Origin of the sequence: Flavobacterium sp. (assembly GCF_031422135.1) — a bacterium.
Classification (GTDB): Bacteria; Bacteroidota; Bacteroidia; order Flavobacteriales; family Flavobacteriaceae; genus Flavobacterium.
Map to the genome: position 1 here is coordinate 60,280 of NZ_JANOQD010000118.1, position 18,669 is coordinate 78,948.

General features: G+C 32.3%; 16 protein-coding genes, 1 tRNA gene and 1 pseudogene. 11 read left to right on the top strand and 7 right to left on the bottom strand.

Annotated features, from left to right (window positions below; genetic code table 11):
• Nucleotides 1–15: 15 nt before the first annotated feature.
• From RMO70_RS15690 to RMO70_RS15700, 3 genes are read left to right on the top strand one after another with little or no spacing between them, the layout of a single operon-like run.
• A complete protein-coding gene (locus RMO70_RS15690) occupies nt 16–768 on the top strand; it encodes a cyclase family protein (protein ID WP_310557386.1) in 753 nt (250 codons plus the stop codon).
• Nucleotides 769–806: 38 nt separating this feature from the next.
• Complete coding sequence (locus RMO70_RS15695) at nt 807–1,178, top strand: MmcQ/YjbR family DNA-binding protein (protein ID WP_310557387.1); 372 nt, start codon at nt 807–809, stop codon at nt 1,176–1,178.
• Nucleotides 1,179–1,226: 48 nt separating this feature from the next.
• Nucleotides 1,227–2,021: a PH domain-containing protein gene (locus RMO70_RS15700; protein ID WP_310557388.1), complete on the top strand. Its 795-nt coding sequence runs from the start codon at nt 1,227–1,229 to the stop codon at nt 2,019–2,021.
• 79 nt (nt 2,022–2,100) lie between these two features.
• On the opposite strand, the gene RMO70_RS15705 is transcribed toward RMO70_RS15700, so the two are convergent.
• Together RMO70_RS15705 and RMO70_RS15710 are read right to left on the bottom strand one after the other, a co-directional pair.
• Nucleotides 2,101–2,823, bottom strand: a complete 723-nt coding sequence (locus tag RMO70_RS15705; RefSeq protein ID WP_310557389.1) for a tetratricopeptide repeat protein — start codon at nt 2,821–2,823, stop codon at nt 2,101–2,103.
• A 4-nt stretch (nt 2,824–2,827) separates the two neighbouring features.
• Nucleotides 2,828–3,409, bottom strand: a complete 582-nt coding sequence (locus tag RMO70_RS15710) for a sigma-70 family RNA polymerase sigma factor (RefSeq protein ID WP_310557390.1) — start codon at nt 3,407–3,409, stop codon at nt 2,828–2,830.
• A gap of 102 nt (nt 3,410–3,511) precedes the next feature.
• Here RMO70_RS15710 and RMO70_RS15715 point away from each other — a divergent pair, with 102 nt between their 5' ends.
• The 5 genes from RMO70_RS15715 (at nt 3,512) to RMO70_RS15735 (ending at nt 11,051) form a co-directional block, all read left to right on the top strand.
• Nucleotides 3,512–4,111 (top strand): hypothetical protein, encoded by a 600-nt coding sequence (locus RMO70_RS15715; RefSeq protein WP_310557391.1) that lies wholly within the window; start codon nt 3,512–3,514, stop codon nt 4,109–4,111.
• A gap of 87 nt (nt 4,112–4,198) precedes the next feature.
• Nucleotides 4,199–5,176 (top strand): hypothetical protein, encoded by a 978-nt coding sequence (locus RMO70_RS15720; RefSeq protein ID WP_310557392.1) that lies wholly within the window; start codon nt 4,199–4,201, stop codon nt 5,174–5,176.
• Nucleotides 5,177–5,330: 154 nt separating this feature from the next.
• Complete coding sequence (locus RMO70_RS15725) at nt 5,331–6,314, top strand: hypothetical protein (protein WP_310557393.1); 984 nt, start codon at nt 5,331–5,333, stop codon at nt 6,312–6,314.
• 192 nt (nt 6,315–6,506) lie between these two features.
• Nucleotides 6,507–8,468 (top strand): PKD domain-containing protein, encoded by a 1,962-nt coding sequence (locus RMO70_RS15730; RefSeq protein ID WP_310557394.1) that lies wholly within the window; start codon nt 6,507–6,509, stop codon nt 8,466–8,468.
• Between the two features lie 3 nt (nt 8,469–8,471).
• A complete protein-coding gene (locus RMO70_RS15735; protein ID WP_310557395.1) occupies nt 8,472–11,051 on the top strand; it encodes a CHAT domain-containing tetratricopeptide repeat protein in 2,580 nt (859 codons plus the stop codon).
• Here the strand turns inward: RMO70_RS15735 and RMO70_RS15740 are convergent.
• The 3 genes from RMO70_RS15740 to RMO70_RS15750 all read right to left on the bottom strand — a co-directional run bounded on the left by RMO70_RS15740 (nt 11,038) and on the right by RMO70_RS15750 (nt 14,379).
• Nucleotides 11,038–12,144 (bottom strand): DUF4407 domain-containing protein, encoded by a 1,107-nt coding sequence (locus tag RMO70_RS15740; RefSeq protein ID WP_310557396.1) that lies wholly within the window; start codon nt 12,142–12,144, stop codon nt 11,038–11,040. The two genes, RMO70_RS15735 and RMO70_RS15740, sit on opposite strands and share 14 nt — an antisense overlap.
• A 282-nt stretch (nt 12,145–12,426) precedes the next feature.
• Nucleotides 12,427–12,978: an rRNA adenine N-6-methyltransferase family protein gene (locus RMO70_RS15745; protein ID WP_310557397.1), complete on the bottom strand. Its 552-nt coding sequence runs from the start codon at nt 12,976–12,978 to the stop codon at nt 12,427–12,429.
• Between the two features lie 12 nt (nt 12,979–12,990).
• Nucleotides 12,991–14,379 carry a dipeptidase gene (locus RMO70_RS15750; RefSeq protein ID WP_310557398.1) on the bottom strand — a complete coding sequence of 463 codons (1,389 nt, stop codon included), beginning with the start codon at nt 14,377–14,379 and terminating at the stop codon, nt 12,991–12,993.
• Between the two features lie 154 nt (nt 14,380–14,533).
• Between RMO70_RS15750 and RMO70_RS15755 the strand changes: the two genes are divergently transcribed.
• Nucleotides 14,534–14,615: transfer RNA gene (locus RMO70_RS15755), tRNA-Leu, on the top strand.
• A 158-nt stretch (nt 14,616–14,773) separates the two neighbouring features.
• Here the strand turns inward: RMO70_RS15755 and RMO70_RS15760 are convergent.
• Entirely contained in the window at nt 14,774–15,121 is a 348-nt protein-coding gene (locus RMO70_RS15760; RefSeq protein WP_310557399.1) for a membrane-binding protein, read from the bottom strand.
• A gap of 197 nt (nt 15,122–15,318) precedes the next feature.
• Here RMO70_RS15760 and RMO70_RS15765 point away from each other — a divergent pair.
• Nucleotides 15,319–15,775, top strand: a pseudogene (locus RMO70_RS15765) (aspartate--tRNA ligase); the annotation flags it as partial.
• Nucleotides 15,776–15,784: 9 nt separating this feature from the next.
• Here RMO70_RS15765 and RMO70_RS15770 read toward each other — a convergent pair.
• Nucleotides 15,785–16,789, bottom strand: coding sequence for a TlpA disulfide reductase family protein (locus tag RMO70_RS15770; protein ID WP_310557400.1), 1,005 nt, complete (start codon nt 16,787–16,789; stop codon nt 15,785–15,787).
• 102 nt (nt 16,790–16,891) lie between these two features.
• Here RMO70_RS15770 and aspS point away from each other — a divergent pair, with 102 nt between their 5' ends.
• The gene (aspS, locus tag RMO70_RS15775) at nt 16,892–18,643 is read left to right on the top strand and encodes an aspartate--tRNA ligase (protein ID WP_310557401.1); all 1,752 of its coding nucleotides are present in this window, start codon (nt 16,892–16,894) and stop codon (nt 18,641–18,643) included.
• Nucleotides 18,644–18,669 lie beyond the last annotated feature (26 nt).

Genomic DNA, 18,669 nt, shown 5'->3' on the forward strand with positions numbered 1-18,669 from the left:
ACGAGTTCAGTATAAATGATAGCAACAATCAATAATTTCCAAGTAGATTTATCAAAACCCATTGATATTTCCATTCCATTGTCAAATACCGATGAAAACCCGATTGCTTGGTACATTGAAAAACCAGAAATAAAACCTGTAAAAGTCGGTGATTGGGTTGGAAAAGTTTCAGAAGGAAGTTCTACCAATTTCAACAATATATTCTTCAATCCGCACGGACACGGCACACACACCGAATGTTTGGGACATATTACAAGAGAGTTTTACAGCATTAATCAGTGTTTGAAACAGTTTTTTTTTACAGCAGAATTGATTTCGGTGGAGCCAAAAAGCATTGGTGATGATTTGATTATTACAAAAGAAAGTATTCCAATTGCGCTTGATGTCACAAAACCTGAAGCAATTATTATTAGAACATTACCTAATCTAGAAGACAAAAAAAGCAAAAAATATTCGCATACCAATCCGCCCTATCTTTCTGAAGAAGCTGCAACTTTCATCCGTGAATGTGGAATAAAGCATTTATTAATCGATTTGCCAAGTGTAGATAGAGAAAGTGATGAAGGAAAATTATTAGCTCACAAAGCATTTTGGAATGTGAAAGACATCAATAATTTGAATGCCGACGCTAGATTGGATTGCACCATTACTGAAATGATTTTTGTTGCTGATGAAATTTCCGATGGTAGTTATTTTCTAAATTTGCAAATTGCTTCGTTTGAAAATGATGCCAGTCCGAGTAAACCTGTTTTGTATAAAATTTCCTAACAGGTTTTCAAAACCTGTTAGGTTTAATTTGATTAAAAATGAATCTAGAAACTTATTATCAATATTGCCTTTCCAAAAAAGGAGTAACAGAACATTTCCCTTTCGATGAAGATACTTTGGTGTTTAAAGTGGGTGGAAAAATGTTTGCTTTATCGTCATTAAGTCAATGGGAAAGAGGTCAGCCATCAGTAAACTTAAAATGCAATCCAGATAAAGCGGAAGAATTACGAGCGGAATACAATGACATTCAACCAGGTTATCATATGAGTAAAATACATTGGAATACTATAAATGTGAACCAAGAAGTTTCGGATAAAATGATAAAAGAACTCATAAATCATTCCTACGAATTGATTTTTAAAAGTTTAACCAAAAAAATTCAAACCGAAATTAACGAATTAGAAAATTAGATGTTACTTTTGTTTTGTAAAATTAAAAGCTTAGCAATTTAAAATAAGATGAAAGAACAATTCAAAAAATTTTTAAACGAAGACCAAGATCCAAAAGCAATTGAAAAAATCACTAATAAATTGCAGGATTTATTGATGAAAAACGAAGAAATAGGGTACATTGGCGTTCAAAAAAAACCAGCAATCAATGTTTTTCCAGACAGTATCGTCTTGACCAACAAGCGAATTATTATGTGTAAACCCAAAAATTTTGGATTGTCTATGGATATTGTCGATTACGATTGGGACGATATCGCGGGAACTTTCGTGAAAGAAAATATATTGGGTTCCGAGTTTTCATTTTCAACCAAAACAGAATTGGTTATTAATATTGATTATATTCCGAAAACCCAAGCGCGTAAATTGCATACTTATGCGAAAGAACAATTGGATTTCATCAAAAATCCAGTTGCATCAAATCCAGCTGTTGAGTCTCAAATTCTTAATCAAGAATCAGTATCATTTTTAGCATCTGATCCAGTCGAAAACCAGGTTTCAGAAGAAGTTTCAGAGGAAGAACCAATTTCATTTTTAGTTCCTAATCCAATTGAAAACGAGATTGTAGAAGAAGTTGAAACAGAAGAGGTTTTTAGTTTTTCTGAAATTGTTCCAGCCAATCCAGTTCATTATGAACCCATTCAAGAAGCGGTGAGTCCAACACAAAACGGAGAAAAAAAATTAAATGAAATGAGCAGCGACGAGCTTTTTGCTAAACTTCAAAATTACAAAAGACTTTTGGATAACGGTTTGATTATGCAAGGAGAATATGACAGTTATAAAAAAGAAATTTTGGCTCATATGTAATGACTTTAATTATTTACCATATAGCAAAACACAAAAATCCGATAATTTTTACTTATCGGATTTTTTGTTAATTTATCTTTTACAATTCTTCTAAAAGCATTTTTACTTGCTCATAATCTTCATAATCATTAGGAATTTGAAGTAAAATAGATTTGCAAGAAGTGTAATCTTTCTGTTTTAGTTTTGACAATGCCAAATACCAAGTTGCGGTGTTTTTATAAACAGAATTTCCTTTTATAATTTCGTTCAAAACAAATTCAGATTTTGCATATTGGTTGTCTTCAAGAAGTGAAATGGCATAAAAATAATGTACTTCTGGTCTTGGATATTCTTTGATGACTACTTCAAAATATTTGATAGCCTCTTTATAATTTTTTGTATTGAAAGCATCTTGAGCTAGTTTTAATGATTTTACAACATCACCACGTTCTACAAAATTTGCATTTTCGTGTTGATCAAAATCTTCATATCCTGGTGTGTTGTTCAGAAAAAGTTGTAGTCCAAAAAATAACACAAACACAGCTGCCACAGCATAAATAAAAGTCTTCAATTGAATCACTTTCGATTTTTTAGGTTTTTCTTCAATGGAAGAATTCGTAGCAATAGATTTTAAATTTTCTTGAAAAGCAGTTCTGTCTGATGAAAATTTATGAGAAACAAAAGCAGTAGTTTCTTTGTAATCATTAAAGTTTTTAGAAAATGAAACATCATTTTTGAGCTTTGTTTCAAAAGTATTTTTTTCTTCGGTAGACATTTCGTTATTCAGATAACTTTCAAATGCTATGTATAATTCGTCTTGCATCACGTTAGTTTTTTAATGATTTGTATTGGCTAGATTCTTGAATCATTCGGGTTAATTCGCCAGTACAAAGCGATTTTTTCTTTCTCGCATAAGCATAGGTTACGTTTAACTTTTCGGCTACTTCTTCCATAGTTTTTGTCGTAAAACTGGTTTTTAGTATTTCTTGGCATTTTTCACCTAATTTTTGAAACATCAATTCAAATAGTTGATTTTTTGTTTCAAAAGCTTCGGTTTCATTTGCCATTTCTACTGTCGATTCATCTTTATATACATTATCATCCTTTATTGTTACCTCTTTAGTGGAAGGTTTTTTTAACTCGTTGAGCCAACGCCTTTTGCATAACAAAAAAAAGTAAGCATCAAATGGGCAAGAGAGTTGTAGTGCTTTGGTTTTAGCTTGGTCATAAATAGTCATCAAAACTTCCTGAACCACATCTTGAGCACGATCGTGATCCCCCGAATTGGTTTTGATATAGTACATCACTTTGGGAACAAACTTCTTATATATAGATTGAATTACTGCCGAATTGTTATTGGCTAGTCCATCAATATACAATTGGTCTTCGTGAACGGAATTGTTGGCCATAAAAAACTTTTTATCGAAAATAATAAAAATAAAGGTAACAAATTAATAATGTAGTTGATATGATGGTATAAACGATTAATAACACATTAAAAACTAGAAATTATGAAAAATTTTAAAACATTAGGAATTATAGCATTATTAACATTGGCTATATCAAGTTGTACCAATCCAAACGGAACGGTTACATTTCCATTGCCTCCTTGTACCACGGTAAACACCACTTTTGATCAATTGTATAATAATGTGGTTGCTTTGCCAGGATACGTAAACGATGTGACTTACGACACCGAAATTCACGAGTACACTTTTCAACTTTCGGCAAATAAAACAATTTGTAGTGTTGGGTATCAAAGTCAACCAGCAATTGCCAATACACCTTATTTAATAGAAATTGTTGATGCTACAAACACGCCAATTTATTCTGGAAATCACGTTTTTTCATCAGCAAACACCAGTTATGTTAGTATTACACCAACGGCAATAATTGCCAACCAATCCTATAAAATGAGAAGAACAATACTAGTTGCAAATGCTGGTAATCTTTCTTCGAATGTGATTGGTAGATTAGTAAGACAAAATGGAGCCTTGGTTAGTTTTCCACAAAATTTTGGAATTATGACCATTACTTCAGCCAATTTTTATCAAAATGGCGGACCACTTTTAAATATGGGTATTCCATACATTGACATCGCCTTTTTTTAGAAAAAAATATATAAGGTAACAATATCAAACCTTAATTGATATAACTATATAAACAATAAAGTATTAAAAAATTAAAAACTAGAAATTATGAAAGCAAATTTTAAATCAATCGCAATTTTATTCTTCGGAATAACCACATTAGTAAGTTGTAGTAAAGACGACGAAGCTCCAGCGAAAAATTATATTCCATCTGCAGCTTCTTTTATGGCAATAAAAGAACAAGGTGTAAGATCTCAAACTCAAAATTTTTCTGCCACTGCGGGATCAGGATTAATTACTTTAACATCCTCTCACGGAGTTCAAATCTCTTTCAATGGTAATAATTTAACTAAAAATGGAAATCCAGTAACAGGGGCAATAGATGTTAAATTTATTGAAATTTTTGACAAAGGAACGATGCTAGCCACCAACAAATCCACAATGGGTAGAATGTTTGACGGCAACCAAAGTGTTTTAATATCAGGAGGCGAGTTTTATCTCGAAGCATCGCAAGGCGGAGTTCAATTAGTTTCTACAGGATCTATTCAATTGGAAGTTCCATCTTCATTAACTGATGGAATAGATTCCGAAATGACTTTTTGGCAAGGTAATGTTGCCGATCCAGAAAATATTGTTTGGGAAAAACCACGTGGGCCACAAGAAGGAGCCGTTGGTTTTAATACAGCAGGCAACAACTATAATATGCTTTTTGGAAATTTTGGATGGACAAACATAGACCGTTTTTACAGTGATCCAAGACCAAAAACACAAATTTTAGCCACTGTTCCTTTAGGATACAATGATACAAATAGTGCAGTGTATTTATCTGTTGATGGCGAAGGACAAAGCCAATTAGCAAAATTTGACACCTACAATCCTACAACATTGCAATTTAGTGAACATTATGGACAAATTCCTATAGGATTAGAATGTCACATCATCTTTGCAACGGAAGACAATGGATTGTGGAGATATGGAATAAAAGGTGTTACCACTGTTGCAAATGCTGTTTATTCCTTCACACTTGCAGAAACCGTTGTTGGAACAGAAGCACAAATGGTTGCAGCTATAAATGCAATTCAATAAGATAAGGTTTGTTTGGTTTTTTTTGAAAAGTGATGATTAATACGAATCATCACTTTTTTTTTAAAATAAATTCAAAAATAGGGTAACAATATCCAAACCAAATTGATATAACTATATAAACAATAAATTATTAAAAAATTAAAAACTAGAAATTATGAAAACAAATTTTAAATCAATCGCAATTTTATTCTTCGGAATAACAACATTAGTTAGCTGTAATAAAGATGATGCTCCAGCAACTCCAAATGCAATTTTCAGACCAAGTACAGGTGAATGGTATGCTTTAAGAAACGAATCTCTTCAAAATCAGTTGCAAGAATTCACAATGAACGCACAAGATGGATTAGCTGTTTTTATTTCAGACAGAGGAGTTACCATCTCCATAGATGGGAGTTGTTTGACCAAAAACGGAAACCCAGTAACAGGTCAAGTAGATATAGATTTTGTTGAGCTTTTTGATAAAGGACATATGCTGACTACTAACAAACCTACAATGGGAATAATGCCTGACGGAAACAAAAACTTACTACTTTCTGGTGGAGAATTTTTTATCGAAGCAACACAAGGTGGTGTTAAACTTGCAACAACCTGTAATATTAATCTAGTAGTTCCAACAAATTTAACAGATAGCGCAAACACTTCTGGAATGCTTTTATGGGTAGGAGATGATACTGATGCTGATAATCTAGCTTGGAAAAGAGCTGATAATCCTGTTGGAGGTCAAGGTGGAGTAGATGCTGGTGGCGGAAACTATTATGTATCCTTCGGAAATTTTGGATGGACAAATGTCGATAAATTTTACAGTGATCCACGCCCAAAAACAACTATTTTAGTTGATGTTCCAGCGGGTTATGACAATACAAATAGTGCAGTTTACCTATCTTATGACGGTGAAGGATTAAATCAATTGGCCAAAATGGATACCTATACACCAGCTGGATTATTCAGCGAACATTACGGTCAAATTCCAGTAGGTCTTGCTTGTCACATCATTTTTGCTACCGAAGACAATGGGCAATGGAGATATGCAATCAAAGGGGTAACTACAACTGCCAATGCAATTTATACCTTTGTTGATGCCGAAACAGTATTGGGAACAGAAGCGCAATTGATAGCTGCCATCAATGCAATTCAATAATAAAACTTAATTTGTTTGGTTAATTTTGAGAAAGTGACGATTTATTCGTCACTTTTTCTTAATTTTAACATTTGTTCCCCATTTGTCGTGTTGATTTTTTGAAGCTATTTCCCGCTATCCGTTACAATCTTTTCTTTTTTAAAGAAAAAAAAGAAAAGGATTTCCACTACTATCGGGGCTAAAACATACGTTATGAAACTAACATTATCTAGCATCTTTATTCTTTTACTAATATGTCATTCTGAGCTTGTCGAAGGACAAATCAAAGTCAAAGATACCACCACTCGTCGAGCCACAATTGCTTATGACAAAAAAGGGAATCAAGTTTCGCTCAGACCCGAAACACCACCTTTGGTTCAAATTGCGGGAGCTCCAAAACCATTTTACACCCATTTTTGGGAAATGGGTGATGGGCATTACAGCAAAGAAGTTACGCCAAAGCACATCTACAAGAAGAAAGGAAATTACAAAGTCAACTTGCAAGTAACCAATAATTATGATAACGGAAAAGCACCAGCCACACGACCAAAAACTGTTGCCATCAACGAAATCGAAGACAATAATTATGCAGAAATAGCGTCAATTGGTGATACTATAAATTACAAAATATTCAACAATCGAGATCCAATTCCTGATGAAGAAATGGTAGTAGTAGTTAGCTATCAAAACCTATTGGATTATGTGGCTTCTGGCAAATTGTATCTTTTTTACAACGACAAAGAATTTAAAAATAAAAATTTTGAATTAATTGATTTTCGAACCCATAACGAAGAAAAAGAAATTAAAGAACTTGGGATTGCAGCAATAAACGACATCAATAATTCAAACCTGTATGTTGCTTCTGAGGAAAATATATCGGGACAAAAATCGTTTGTTAATAATAAAGAAACCGATTTAGACCAAGAAATTCTCCTTAACAAAACGCTATTCCATAATATGAATCTTTTAGAGTTTGAAAATCTCAATCCAAAAGAAACAAGAAACCTCTTTTTTACATTCAAAACCACACCCGAAATGATTAAAGATACCAGCGCAACGGTTAAAATGCGCGGGGTTTTTGTGCCTGATAGAAATTATAAAAACTACAAAAAGAAAACGCTGGAAATGGAAATTGTAACCTCACACGATCCAAACAAAATGTCTTCCAACGGCAGTTTTATGAATTATAGATTGGTACGATTCAAAACATTAAAATTCAAAACCAAATTCCAAAACAACGGTGAAGGACCAGCCAGAATGATTCGTCTTGAAACCGATATTCCCGATATGCTCGACAAAAAAACCTTTAAGGTAGTCGATATGTATCCAAAATGTCCCATTTGTCCAAAAGATGAGTTGGTTACTTATAGTTGTTTGGACACCATCATCAAAAAAGAACAAATACATTTCACTTTTAAAAATATTTATTTACCAGGAAGTGCTCAAAAAAATGTAACCGAAAAAGACAGTACAAAAGGTTTTGTAAAATACACGATGAAGTTTTCAAAAGATTTTCATAAAACCAAAACCAAAAGTAGAACTTCGATATTTTTTGATAAAAATGAACCCATAATCACCAATTATGCCACGACAAGATTCTTGCCAGGATTGTCTTATGGCGTTAAAACAGGGTATAACTATTTTCCAAAACTAGAAAATTCAAAAGCATATTTTTTAGGATTTACACTATCGCCATACAAATCCTACCGTTGGTACTGGCAAATAGAATTGGTTAATCAAGTGTTGCAATACAATCCTAAAACAACTGTCAAAGAAGAGTTATTACAAGGAACAGTAGGTGTTAGGCAACTTTTAAGAACCACAACAACATTTGAAAACAAAACAATTAATCTAGAAGTTCCAGTCTTGATGCGGTTTAATATAAATAATTATATTGGAGTAGGTGCTGGTTTGCAAGCCAATATTAATGCTTCTGAAAAAGTGGAATCAAGAATCAAAGAGGATCTTTATGAAGGACAAGCACCTACATTTATATTAAAAACAAAAACATCCAGTTCAGAAAACAAAGAATCATTCAACGGACTAAAAACAGGTTTACTATTCGATTTTACAGCAGGTTTTGCTAGAATTGGACCTAGTTTAGGTGCTAGATATGTCGTTAATTTTAAAGAAAATTATAGCTATTGGCAGTTTTATGGCATTTGGAAATTTTAAATTTTGAAAAATATTTTTAATATTCTCTTTTTTATCTGTCTAAATTGTTTTGGACAAAACAGCAATGTTTTAGAAAATAAAATTTACGAGTCCATTGATCAATTGGTTACTAATCCTTCCAAAGAAAATTTACAAATTTCAACTAATTCGGAAAAAATTTTTTCAAAAAGCGCAATCTCAAAACCTGAATTATTAGCATTGACTATTCTTGAATGCAATAAAGCTTTCTACGAAAATCAGTTTGGAAAAACCAATTATGCCATTTCTAGTTATGAAAAAGCGTGGCAAATTTTTCAAAAAAACAAACTCAAAAATTACGACATTATTGAATATTGCTTGAAACCTTTGGGTAATTTATATACTATAATTGGCGATTATGATAATGCGGAAAACACCATAAAACAATATTATTTTATAGCCAATAATAGCAATAATCAGGAACATAAAATTGCTTCAATATTAAATTTATCAAATGTATATCAAAGTTCTGGGCGTATAGAAAATGCCATTGATTTGTTAAATAACACTATCAACAATGAAGTTTTATCGACACTGCAAAAAGGAGTTTTGCTTAACAATTTGGGTTCGAATTATATGTTAAATAATAATTTTGAATTAGCAAAAAGCACATTGGAATTATCTGTTTCAGAATTAAAAAAGCAAAAAAATCAATCGCAATTGTTGTCTAATTCTTATAGAAATTTAGCCACTATTTATGCAAAAGGGAATGATTTAGTAAAGGCAAAAAAATATTTTAATGAAGCAAAAAAAATATTTTTTACTTCCAAAAACGAACCTAGAAAAATTGCAAAGTTGCATTATGAAGAAGCTTTATTGTATTTTCAAGAAAAAAATTTGAAAGCAACCACAATAGCAATTACAAGTGTTTTTAAAGTTTTGGTTCCTAATTTTAATGCCAATAAAAATATTCTTCCAGAACAAAAAACAATCTATGCCGAAACCGTTTTAACGGATGCTTTAGATTTACAAGCAGCAGTTTTTTACGAGCAAAAAAATTATAAAAAAACAGTCGAAGCCTACAAATTATCATTTTATATTGACGATTTATTTCAATCACTTTTGGTTTACGAAAATTCTAAAATCATCAATCAAGTAAGCAGTCGCAATCGAACAGAAAAGTGTCTTTCTGTTCTCGTTTTTTTGTATAAAAAAGAAAAAAATAGTAATTATATTACAGACGCTTTTTTATTATCAGAAAAATCGAAAGCATCAGTTTTGCAAAGTTATATTTCTAAAAGTAAAAACACTTCTCAAAAAGAAAAAGCACTTATCGAAAAAGTGCATATTCATTACAGCGAAATTATCAAAGAACAACAGAAAGGGAATTTGGCGGATATCTCCAAAATCAATAAAATCATTGAGGAACAAAATAATTTGATGCTCCATTTGAAATCAATGAGACCTTTGATTTCGAATAATAAAAAGCAAGATATTGATTTAGAAAGTTTGTTTAAGAAACTTAAAAATGACAATGCAACGATGGTTTCGTATTTTTCAGGATTCGAAAATTTATATGCTTTTACGATACAAAACAGCAAAATAATGATGGAGAAATTCATTGTTATGGATAATAAAATCAATGTATTTTTGAATTACTTTTCTACAAGCGAAAAAATAACCAATGATATTTCTGGATATGCAAAAACAAGTTTTGAGTTGTATTCTAATTTAAAATTATCACGAATTAAGAATCAAAAAAATCTTATTGTCATTCCCGATGGAAAATTAAATTTCATTCCATTCGAAGCTTTAATTACTAAAAAATCAACTACAACAAATTTTGCTAAAATGCATTATTTGCTTAACGATTTTACTATAGCTTATAATAATTCCGTTTCGTTTTATTTGAATGGAGGAATCCATAAAAAAACTAAAAATACAGTTTTAGGAATGTTTCCAGTTTTTGAAAATACCGATTCAGCATTGACTTTTTCCAAAGATGAATTGAATGCCATAAAAAAGAATTTTGAAGGTAATTATTTTGAAAACGACAAGGCAACTTTTAGCAATTTCAAGCAAAATGCAAGTCAATATTCGATTTTACATTTATCAACTCACGCTTCTTCTGGTGATATTTATGATTCTGCAAGTATTAAATTTTTTGATCAAGATATATTGTATTCTGAATTATATAACATAAATATCAATCCAAATTTGGTGGTTTTGAGTGCTTGTGAAACTGGTTTAGGAAAATTATTTAAAGGTGAAGGAGCAATGAGTGTAGCTAGAGGTTTTCAGTTTGCTGGAGCACAAAATTTATTGTTTTCACTTTGGAAAGTAAACGATTTTACTACTTCCAAATTAATGGAAAATTTTTATAATAACATTCATAAAAACGAACCGTATTTTGAATCAATTGCCAATGCAAAACATCAGTTTTTGAATGATAAAACTATCTCTAATGTTAAAAAATCACCCTATTATTGGGCGCCTTTTGTGTATTACGGAAGTTTGGAAAACAACAATGAAAGCAAACTTAGGCTTTGGGCTTTGGGCTTGCTTTCATTAGTAGGAATTGCTTTTTTATTTTGGAAAAAGTATAAAAAATCTAAGACTCCATAACACCTTTTTGCTTTTCTACATAATAGTCAGATTGCAATTTTAGTAAATCAATGGCGCCTTTTTTCTTGTACTCATACAAATCTTTTTCTTCTCTAATGTCAGCATAAATTTTATCGTATATTGAAGCATCAGTTTGTTTTTGAAGATTTCGTTGGTAATTGTTTTGTTCTATGTGTGTTTTTAAAGCCGTTTCGTTGTCTTCCAATTTAAAATCGTATTCGCCTTTTGGCGATAGTAATTTGGCGATAATTGGAGAAGTTTCAATTGCAAGAAACAGCAACATTATAAAGAATGATGGCAACCAAGGCAATTTTTCCAATGCATTAATTCTAGCCATTAATCCGTCGAAACTATCAATAATGGGTTGTGTTTCGGTCACTTTTTTGTCCAAATCAGCCTGTAAAGTTTTGGATTTTTTCTCTAAAACTGCTATTTTCGATAAATTGTTTTTTTGTAGTGTATCAAATGCTTTTAAGGAAGCATCGTGTTTTTCTCTTTTTTCTTTATAAACAGGTCCTTTGCCCAATTTTTTGGTCCCTGAAGTTCCTTCTGCTTCTGTGATGTAAGTTGAGTATAATGTGTTTACTTCTTTTTCTTTTTTAGAAACATCCGATTTTAGGCTGTCGATTTCGGCTTTGTTTTTGTCTAAATCGGTTTTAAAATAGTTGGCTACTTGTTTTTTATTGGCCAAAGCCAAATCGTTTTTTTCTTTGAGTAAAACTGTATTGATTTCTTTCTCGAAAATTTTAATTTCCAATGGTTTAGAAATCACGATGGCTATAATCATAGCTAAAATAATACGTGGAGTAGCTTGTAGAAATTCGCTCCAAATTTTGTCTCGTTTTCTAATAGTGGAAACAATAAATCGGTCGAGATTAAATATTAACAATCCCCAAATGAAACCAAAAAAAGAGGCATAATAAATGTTGTCAAAAACAGTGAAAAGCGCATAACTAGCGGCAATAAAAGCCATTACTGCAGTGAAGAAAACTGTGGCGCCAATACCTGCATATTTGGTTTGTTCGCCTTCGGAGCAACCTTCAAGAAGGTTTTTGTCTGCACCTGAGCACAGAATAAAGAAATGTTTTAACATTGTGATTTGATTTTGATGATTGATAACAAATTTAACGCCAAATTTTTAAATTATTTGTAAAACGTTGATTTATTTTAGATTGGCTAAGTAAAAAAATGCCCTACTACGCAAAACTGCGTTAGGGATTGAGCAATTGTTTGAGCTCTTTTTTATTTTGTCATCCCGAGCTCAGTCTAGGGACAAAATAAAAAAAGCGAGTGCGAAAGCCCGACCTTGTTGCTATGTAATGTAACCTATTTACTGAAATTTTCCGCAACAAGGAACGCCCAAAAAATAATTTGTCTATTTGCTACAACTGAAAACAAAAGCAGGAGGAAGGTTTAGGAATGTAAAATCAATTTTTACTTTTTTATAAATCGATTTTAATTTTGATAATGCATTAAGCGAATATTGAAACTGAATAAATTTTCCTTTTTCTGATAAAGATTCGAAAGATTTTTTTAGAATAATGTCAACAATTTCATCTGGAATCATTGCAAATGGCAACGATGAAATGATGTAATCTGCTTTTTTACATTGATTTATATCTAAATAATGTTCTATTTTTTCGGCACTGTCGTTGATTACGACTAGTCTTGTGTCGTTAATTTTTTGTAATTCCTCATAAAAAACGGGATTGATTTCAAAGACTAATAGTTTAGCATCAACATTCATTTGTTCCAACAACTTATGTGTAAAAACGCCTGTTCCTGGTCCAAATTCGACGATGCAATTGGCATTTTTGAAATGAATAGGCTTGAGCATTTTTTCAGCTAGAAAAGAGGAACTTGGAGACAATGCTCCAATGGTTCCTCCAGATTTGAATACTTCGGATAAGAATTTTGTTTTACTCAAAATATTTTGGGATTATTTGCTTAATTCTACAAAATATTTGTAAAATAACGGAATGGTTTCAATGCCTTTCAAGTAATTGAATATTCCAAAATGTTCATTTGGTGAGTGAATCGCATCGGAATCCAAACCAAATCCCATTAGAATTGTTTTACTTTTCAGTTCTTTTTCAAACAAAGCTACAATAGGAATACTTCCTCCTGAACGTACAGGAATTGCTGGCACTCCGAAAGTTTCTGTATACGCTTTGTTGGCTGCTTTGTAGCCAATGCTGTCGGTTGGTGTTACATAACCTTGTCCGCCGTGATGCGGTTTTACTTTTACTTTTACGCCAGATGGTGCAATGCTTTCAAAATGTTTTTTGAATAATTCTGTAATGGTTTCCCAATCTTGATTTGGTACCAATCGCATCGATATTTTTGCAAAAGCTTGACTAGCAATTACGGTTTTTGCACCTTCGCCAGTATATCCTCCCCAGATTCCATTGACATCTAAAGTTGGTCTGATGGAGTTTCTTTCGTTAGTCACATAGCCGCTTTCGCCATAAATATCATTAAGATCCAATGCTTTTTTGTAATTATCAAGGTTGAAAGGTGCTTTTGCCATTTCGGCTCTTTCTTCAGTTGATAATTCTTCTACATTATCATAAAAACCAGGAATTGTAATGTGGTTGTTTTCATCGTGAAGGGAAGCAATCATTTTGGCTAATACATTAATTGGATTCGCCACTGCGCCACCATACAAACCAGAATGCAAGTCACGATTGGCTCCTGTAACTTCTACTTCAACATAGCTCAAACCACGCAATCCTGTTGTGATGCATGGTTGCTGGTTGGAAATCATTCCAGTATCTGAAATCAAAATGACATCGCAAGATAATTTTTCTTGGTTGCGTTCTACAAACCACGAAAGACTTTTGGAACCCACTTCTTCTTCGCCTTCAATCATGAATTTGACGTTGCAAGGTAAGTTGTTGTTGGCAATCATATATTCAAATGCCTTGACGTGCATATACATTTGTCCTTTGTCATCGCAGGAACCACGAGCGAAAATAGCGCCTTCAGGATGAATTTCGGTTTTTTTGATGACAGGTTCAAAAGGAGGCGATGTCCATAAATCTAAAGGATCTGGAGGTTGTACATCATAATGTCCGTAAACGAGAATCGTTGGTAAATTTTTATCAATAATATGTTCTCCATAAACGATAGGATAACCAGGTGTTTCGCAAATTTCAACGATTTTGCAGCCTGCCTTTTCGAGACTGACTTTAACAGCTTCTGAAGTGTTGATAACATCTTGTGAATATGCAGCATCAGCACTTACGGAAGGAATTTTTAAAAGTTCAATTAATTCGTTTATGAAGCGGTCTTTATGTTCTTGTACGTATGATTTTATGTTGTCCATTATAATTTGATTTTAATAGCGTCAAATATACAAATTGAAATAGGAATTTATTAGTTTCTAAATCCTGTTTTTAACTAAAAAATTTATTTTTTTACTATTTTAAATTTGTGTTTTGGAATTTAAAATAAATGAGTATATTTGCACTCACAATTTTGCGGATATGGTGAAATTGGTAGACATGCCAGACTTAGGATCTGGTGCCGCAAGGCGTGTAGGTTCGAGTCCTATTATCCGCACAAAAAGTCCGAAATTTTTTATTTCGGACTTTTTTATTTTAAATCATCTGTTGTAATATTAAGGTTTAATAGTCAAAAATAGTTGGTAAAATCTCTGTGAGATATAAAAAAACCCTTTCAAATTGAAAGGGTTGGAATTAGTAATATAACGTAAATAATTAGTTTCTTTGGGCTAAAGTCTCTTGTGACCATTTTTTTACTTCAGCCACTCTGCTGTCCGTATAATCAACTTCGCTTAAAGATTTTTCATTCCAAAAAAACCATTTTCCTGTTTTTTCTCCTTTATTAAATTCTCCTAAAGATATTTTGTTTCCAACTTCAGAATATGATATCCATTTTCCGTGGACTTTTCCGTCTTTGTAGAACCCTTCTTGTTTCACATTGCCATTATCGTGAAAATAAGTAGCTTTTACTAAGTTTCCTTCGATTTCATACTTTGGCTCAATTGATTGTGCAAATAGCACTCCTGAAAGCAATAATAAGCTTAAAATTATATATTTTTTCATAGGTTTGGGATTAAATAGTAATAATTACATAACAAATATAGCAATTATTTTACAATAAAAAAATATTTATTTAACAATTTAGTAACATTGGATAAAATTTAACATTTTTAATAATAATGATTGGGTTTACAATAAAACTTGAGGATTTAATCTTTAAACTTCAAACAAAATACTTTTTTGAAGTCTAAATTGATATAATGTACAGAAGCATAAACTGTGGCGCATTAAATACTAGAAGGTAATACTGAACTTACTCTTGTAATTAGGGTTTAGTAATCACGTGATAAAGGTTTAATGAATTGGGTCGATTTGTGGTGCCGTTACAGAATCACAAATTGATGTTCGCCCAAAGCCGTTTTTACAAAACAGTTTTGAACTAACCAAAACTCTTAAAGGGGAATTTGCAATTCAAGTAAAAGGAACCTTATATTGAGCGTCAAGTCAAAAACAAGAATATTCCAACAAGGGAAACAGAAATTCTAGTTTCCGAACTAAATATTTTAAATGCTTCCTTAACACCTGCTTTCACAATTGAAAGATTAAACTTAAAACAACAATAATATTCAAATGAAATATCGCTATTTAGAAATTCAGTTAAAAGCAAAAAACCCGACTTTTCAGAAGGGTTTTTTGCTTTTAACTAATTTGGTATCTACTTTCTAATTAATTCAAAAGTTTGTCAAATACTTCTTGAAGCTTTGGAGATGACGGTTTCTCGGCATCAGCGTTTACAATTTTTCCTGACGGATCAATTAAAATAAATCTAGGAATACTGTTAATGCTAAGGCTTTTGGTAAAATCTGAATTCCAATCATTATCAGCAAATAGTTGTATTCCTCCGAGTTGTTTGTCAGCTACAAATTTTTTCCATTTCTCAAAATCTTTTTTCACATCTACCGAGATACTAACAAATTCAATATTTTTTCTATGATATTTTTCTTCTATTTTTTGTAAAAAAGGAATTTCTTTCAGACAAGGACCGCACCAAGTTGCCCAAATATCAATATATACATATTTCCCTTTTAGATCTTCTGGCTTTGTAGTTCCTCCTTTGTGATTTACATAATTAAAAGTTGGCGCAATCGTGTTATTTAATTTTTGAGCAGCTTTACTTTCGTTGTAATATTGTTTCAAACCTTTAATATTCATCGAAATGTTTCTTTTCTGAATTTCGATAAATGTTTTATCAAAACCTGACTTGTCTAATGTTGTTTCTTCAGTTAACTTTTTTTCTTCAGTCATTTTTTTAAATTCATCCTCGCTTAAAGCTACTAATTTTTCAGGATTTATTTGCTCATTTTTTATGGCATCTTGTGCTAAATAATTATTTTCGGCGGCTCCTTTCCCATCATAAATAATAGATTCATCAAATTGTTTGGCGTCCATTTTTAATTTTAAATCAAAGCCGTTTTTTAAGAACAATTGCGTGTATTCAGTTCCGTCAAAAAACATATAAAAATCATCTTTTTCGATTTTAAAAGTGTCTTTAAAGACCCCTTTGTCGTTAATCTTTATTTCCTTAATAGTTTTGTTTTTTGTGTCTTTAATATAAATAACATCACCATTTCTATTTACTATTTCTGCTTGAAAGCTTATTGTGTTTTTAGATTGTCCGAAGCTATAAGTAGAACAGAAAGTGGTTAATGCAATCAAAAATAATTTTTTCATATGTATTTTTTTAATTATGTGTAGTCAAATTTACAATTATTTCGATTGTTTTAAGTACAAACTTCAAACAAAATACTATTTTTGCAGTCTAAAATTCATATAATGTACAGAAGTCATAACTGTGGCGAATTAAACGTTGCACATATTAATACAGAAGTTACACTTGCAGGTTGGGTTCAGAAATCACGTGACAAAGGTTTTATGAATTGGGTCGATTTGCGCGATCGTTATGGAATTACACAATTAATGTTCGACGAAAGCCGAACTGATAAAGCCGTTTTTGAACTAGCCAAAACATTAGGAAGGGAATTTGTAATTCAAGTAAAAGGTACCGTTATTGAGCGTGAAGCTAAAAATAAGAACATCCCAACAGGAGAAATAGAAATTCTAGTTACCGAACTAAACATTTTAAATGCTTCGTTAACACCGCCTTTCACAATTGAAGATGAAACTGATGGTGGAGAAGACATCCGAATGAAATACCGTTATTTAGACATTCGTCGAAATCCTGTAAAAAACAACCTTCTTTTTCGTCATAAAGTTGCTATGGAAGTTCGAAAATATCTATCCGATTTAGATTTTTGCGAAGTTGAAACACCTTATTTAATCAAGTCAACTCCTGAAGGAGCTAGAGATTTTGTAGTTCCTTCGAGAATGAATCAAGGGCAATTTTATGCCTTACCACAGTCACCTCAAACATTCAAACAGCTATTGATGGTCGGCGGAATGGATAAATATTTTCAAATCGTAAAATGCTTCCGTGACGAAGATCTTCGTGCTGATCGTCAGCCTGAATTTACACAAATAGATTGTGAAATGGCATTCGTCGAGCAAGAAGATATTTTGAATGTATTTGAAGGATTGACACGTCATTTGCTAAAAGAAATTAAAGGAATTGAAGTCGATAAATTCCCTCGTATAACTTACGATTATGCAATGAGAACTTATGGAAATGACAAACCAGATATTCGTTTCGGAATGCAATTTGGGGAACTAAATCAGTTTGCTAAACACAAAGATTTTCCTGTTTTTAATGCAGCCGAATTAGTAGTTGGAATCGCTGTTTCAGGTGTTGGGGAATATTCCCGCAAAGATATTGATGCACTTATCGAATGGATGAAACGTCCGCAAATAGGAGCTTCAGGAATGGTTTATGTAAAATGTAATGAAGACGGAACCTATAAATCATCTGTAGATAAATTTTATGACCAAGACGATTTGTCCAATTGGGCAAAAACGACGGGAGCAAAACTAGGTGATATGATTTTTGTGCTTTCTGGCGCAGCTGATAAAACCAGAATACAGCTTTCGGCTCTACGTATGGAACTAGCCACACGATTAGGATTGCGAAATCCATCAGAATTTGCACCGCTTTGGGTGGTCGATTTTCCGTTATTAGAGTTTGATGAAGAGAGCGGTAGATATCACGCAATGCACCATCCGTTTACGTCTCCAAAACCAGAAGACATGCATTTGTTAGCCACAAATCCAAAAGCGGTTCGTGCAAATGCTTACGATATGGTGTTGAATGGAAACGAAATCGGAGGTGGTTCTATCAGAATTCACGACAAAGAAACCCAACAATTAATGTTTAAGTATTTAGGATTTACCGAAGAGGAGGCTCGTAATCAGTTTGGTTTCCTAATGGATGCATTCCAATTTGGGGCACCTCCTCACGGTGGATTGGCTTTCGGATTGGATAGATTGGTAGCCATTCTAGGTGGTCAAGAAACGATTCGTGATTTTATTGCTTTCCCAAAGAATAATTCAGGAAGAGACGTTATGATTGATGCTCCATCAATTATCGATGAAAATCAGCTGAAAGAGTTGCATATTCAGCTTGATTTATTATAGAAAATGCTGATTATCAATATTTTTTA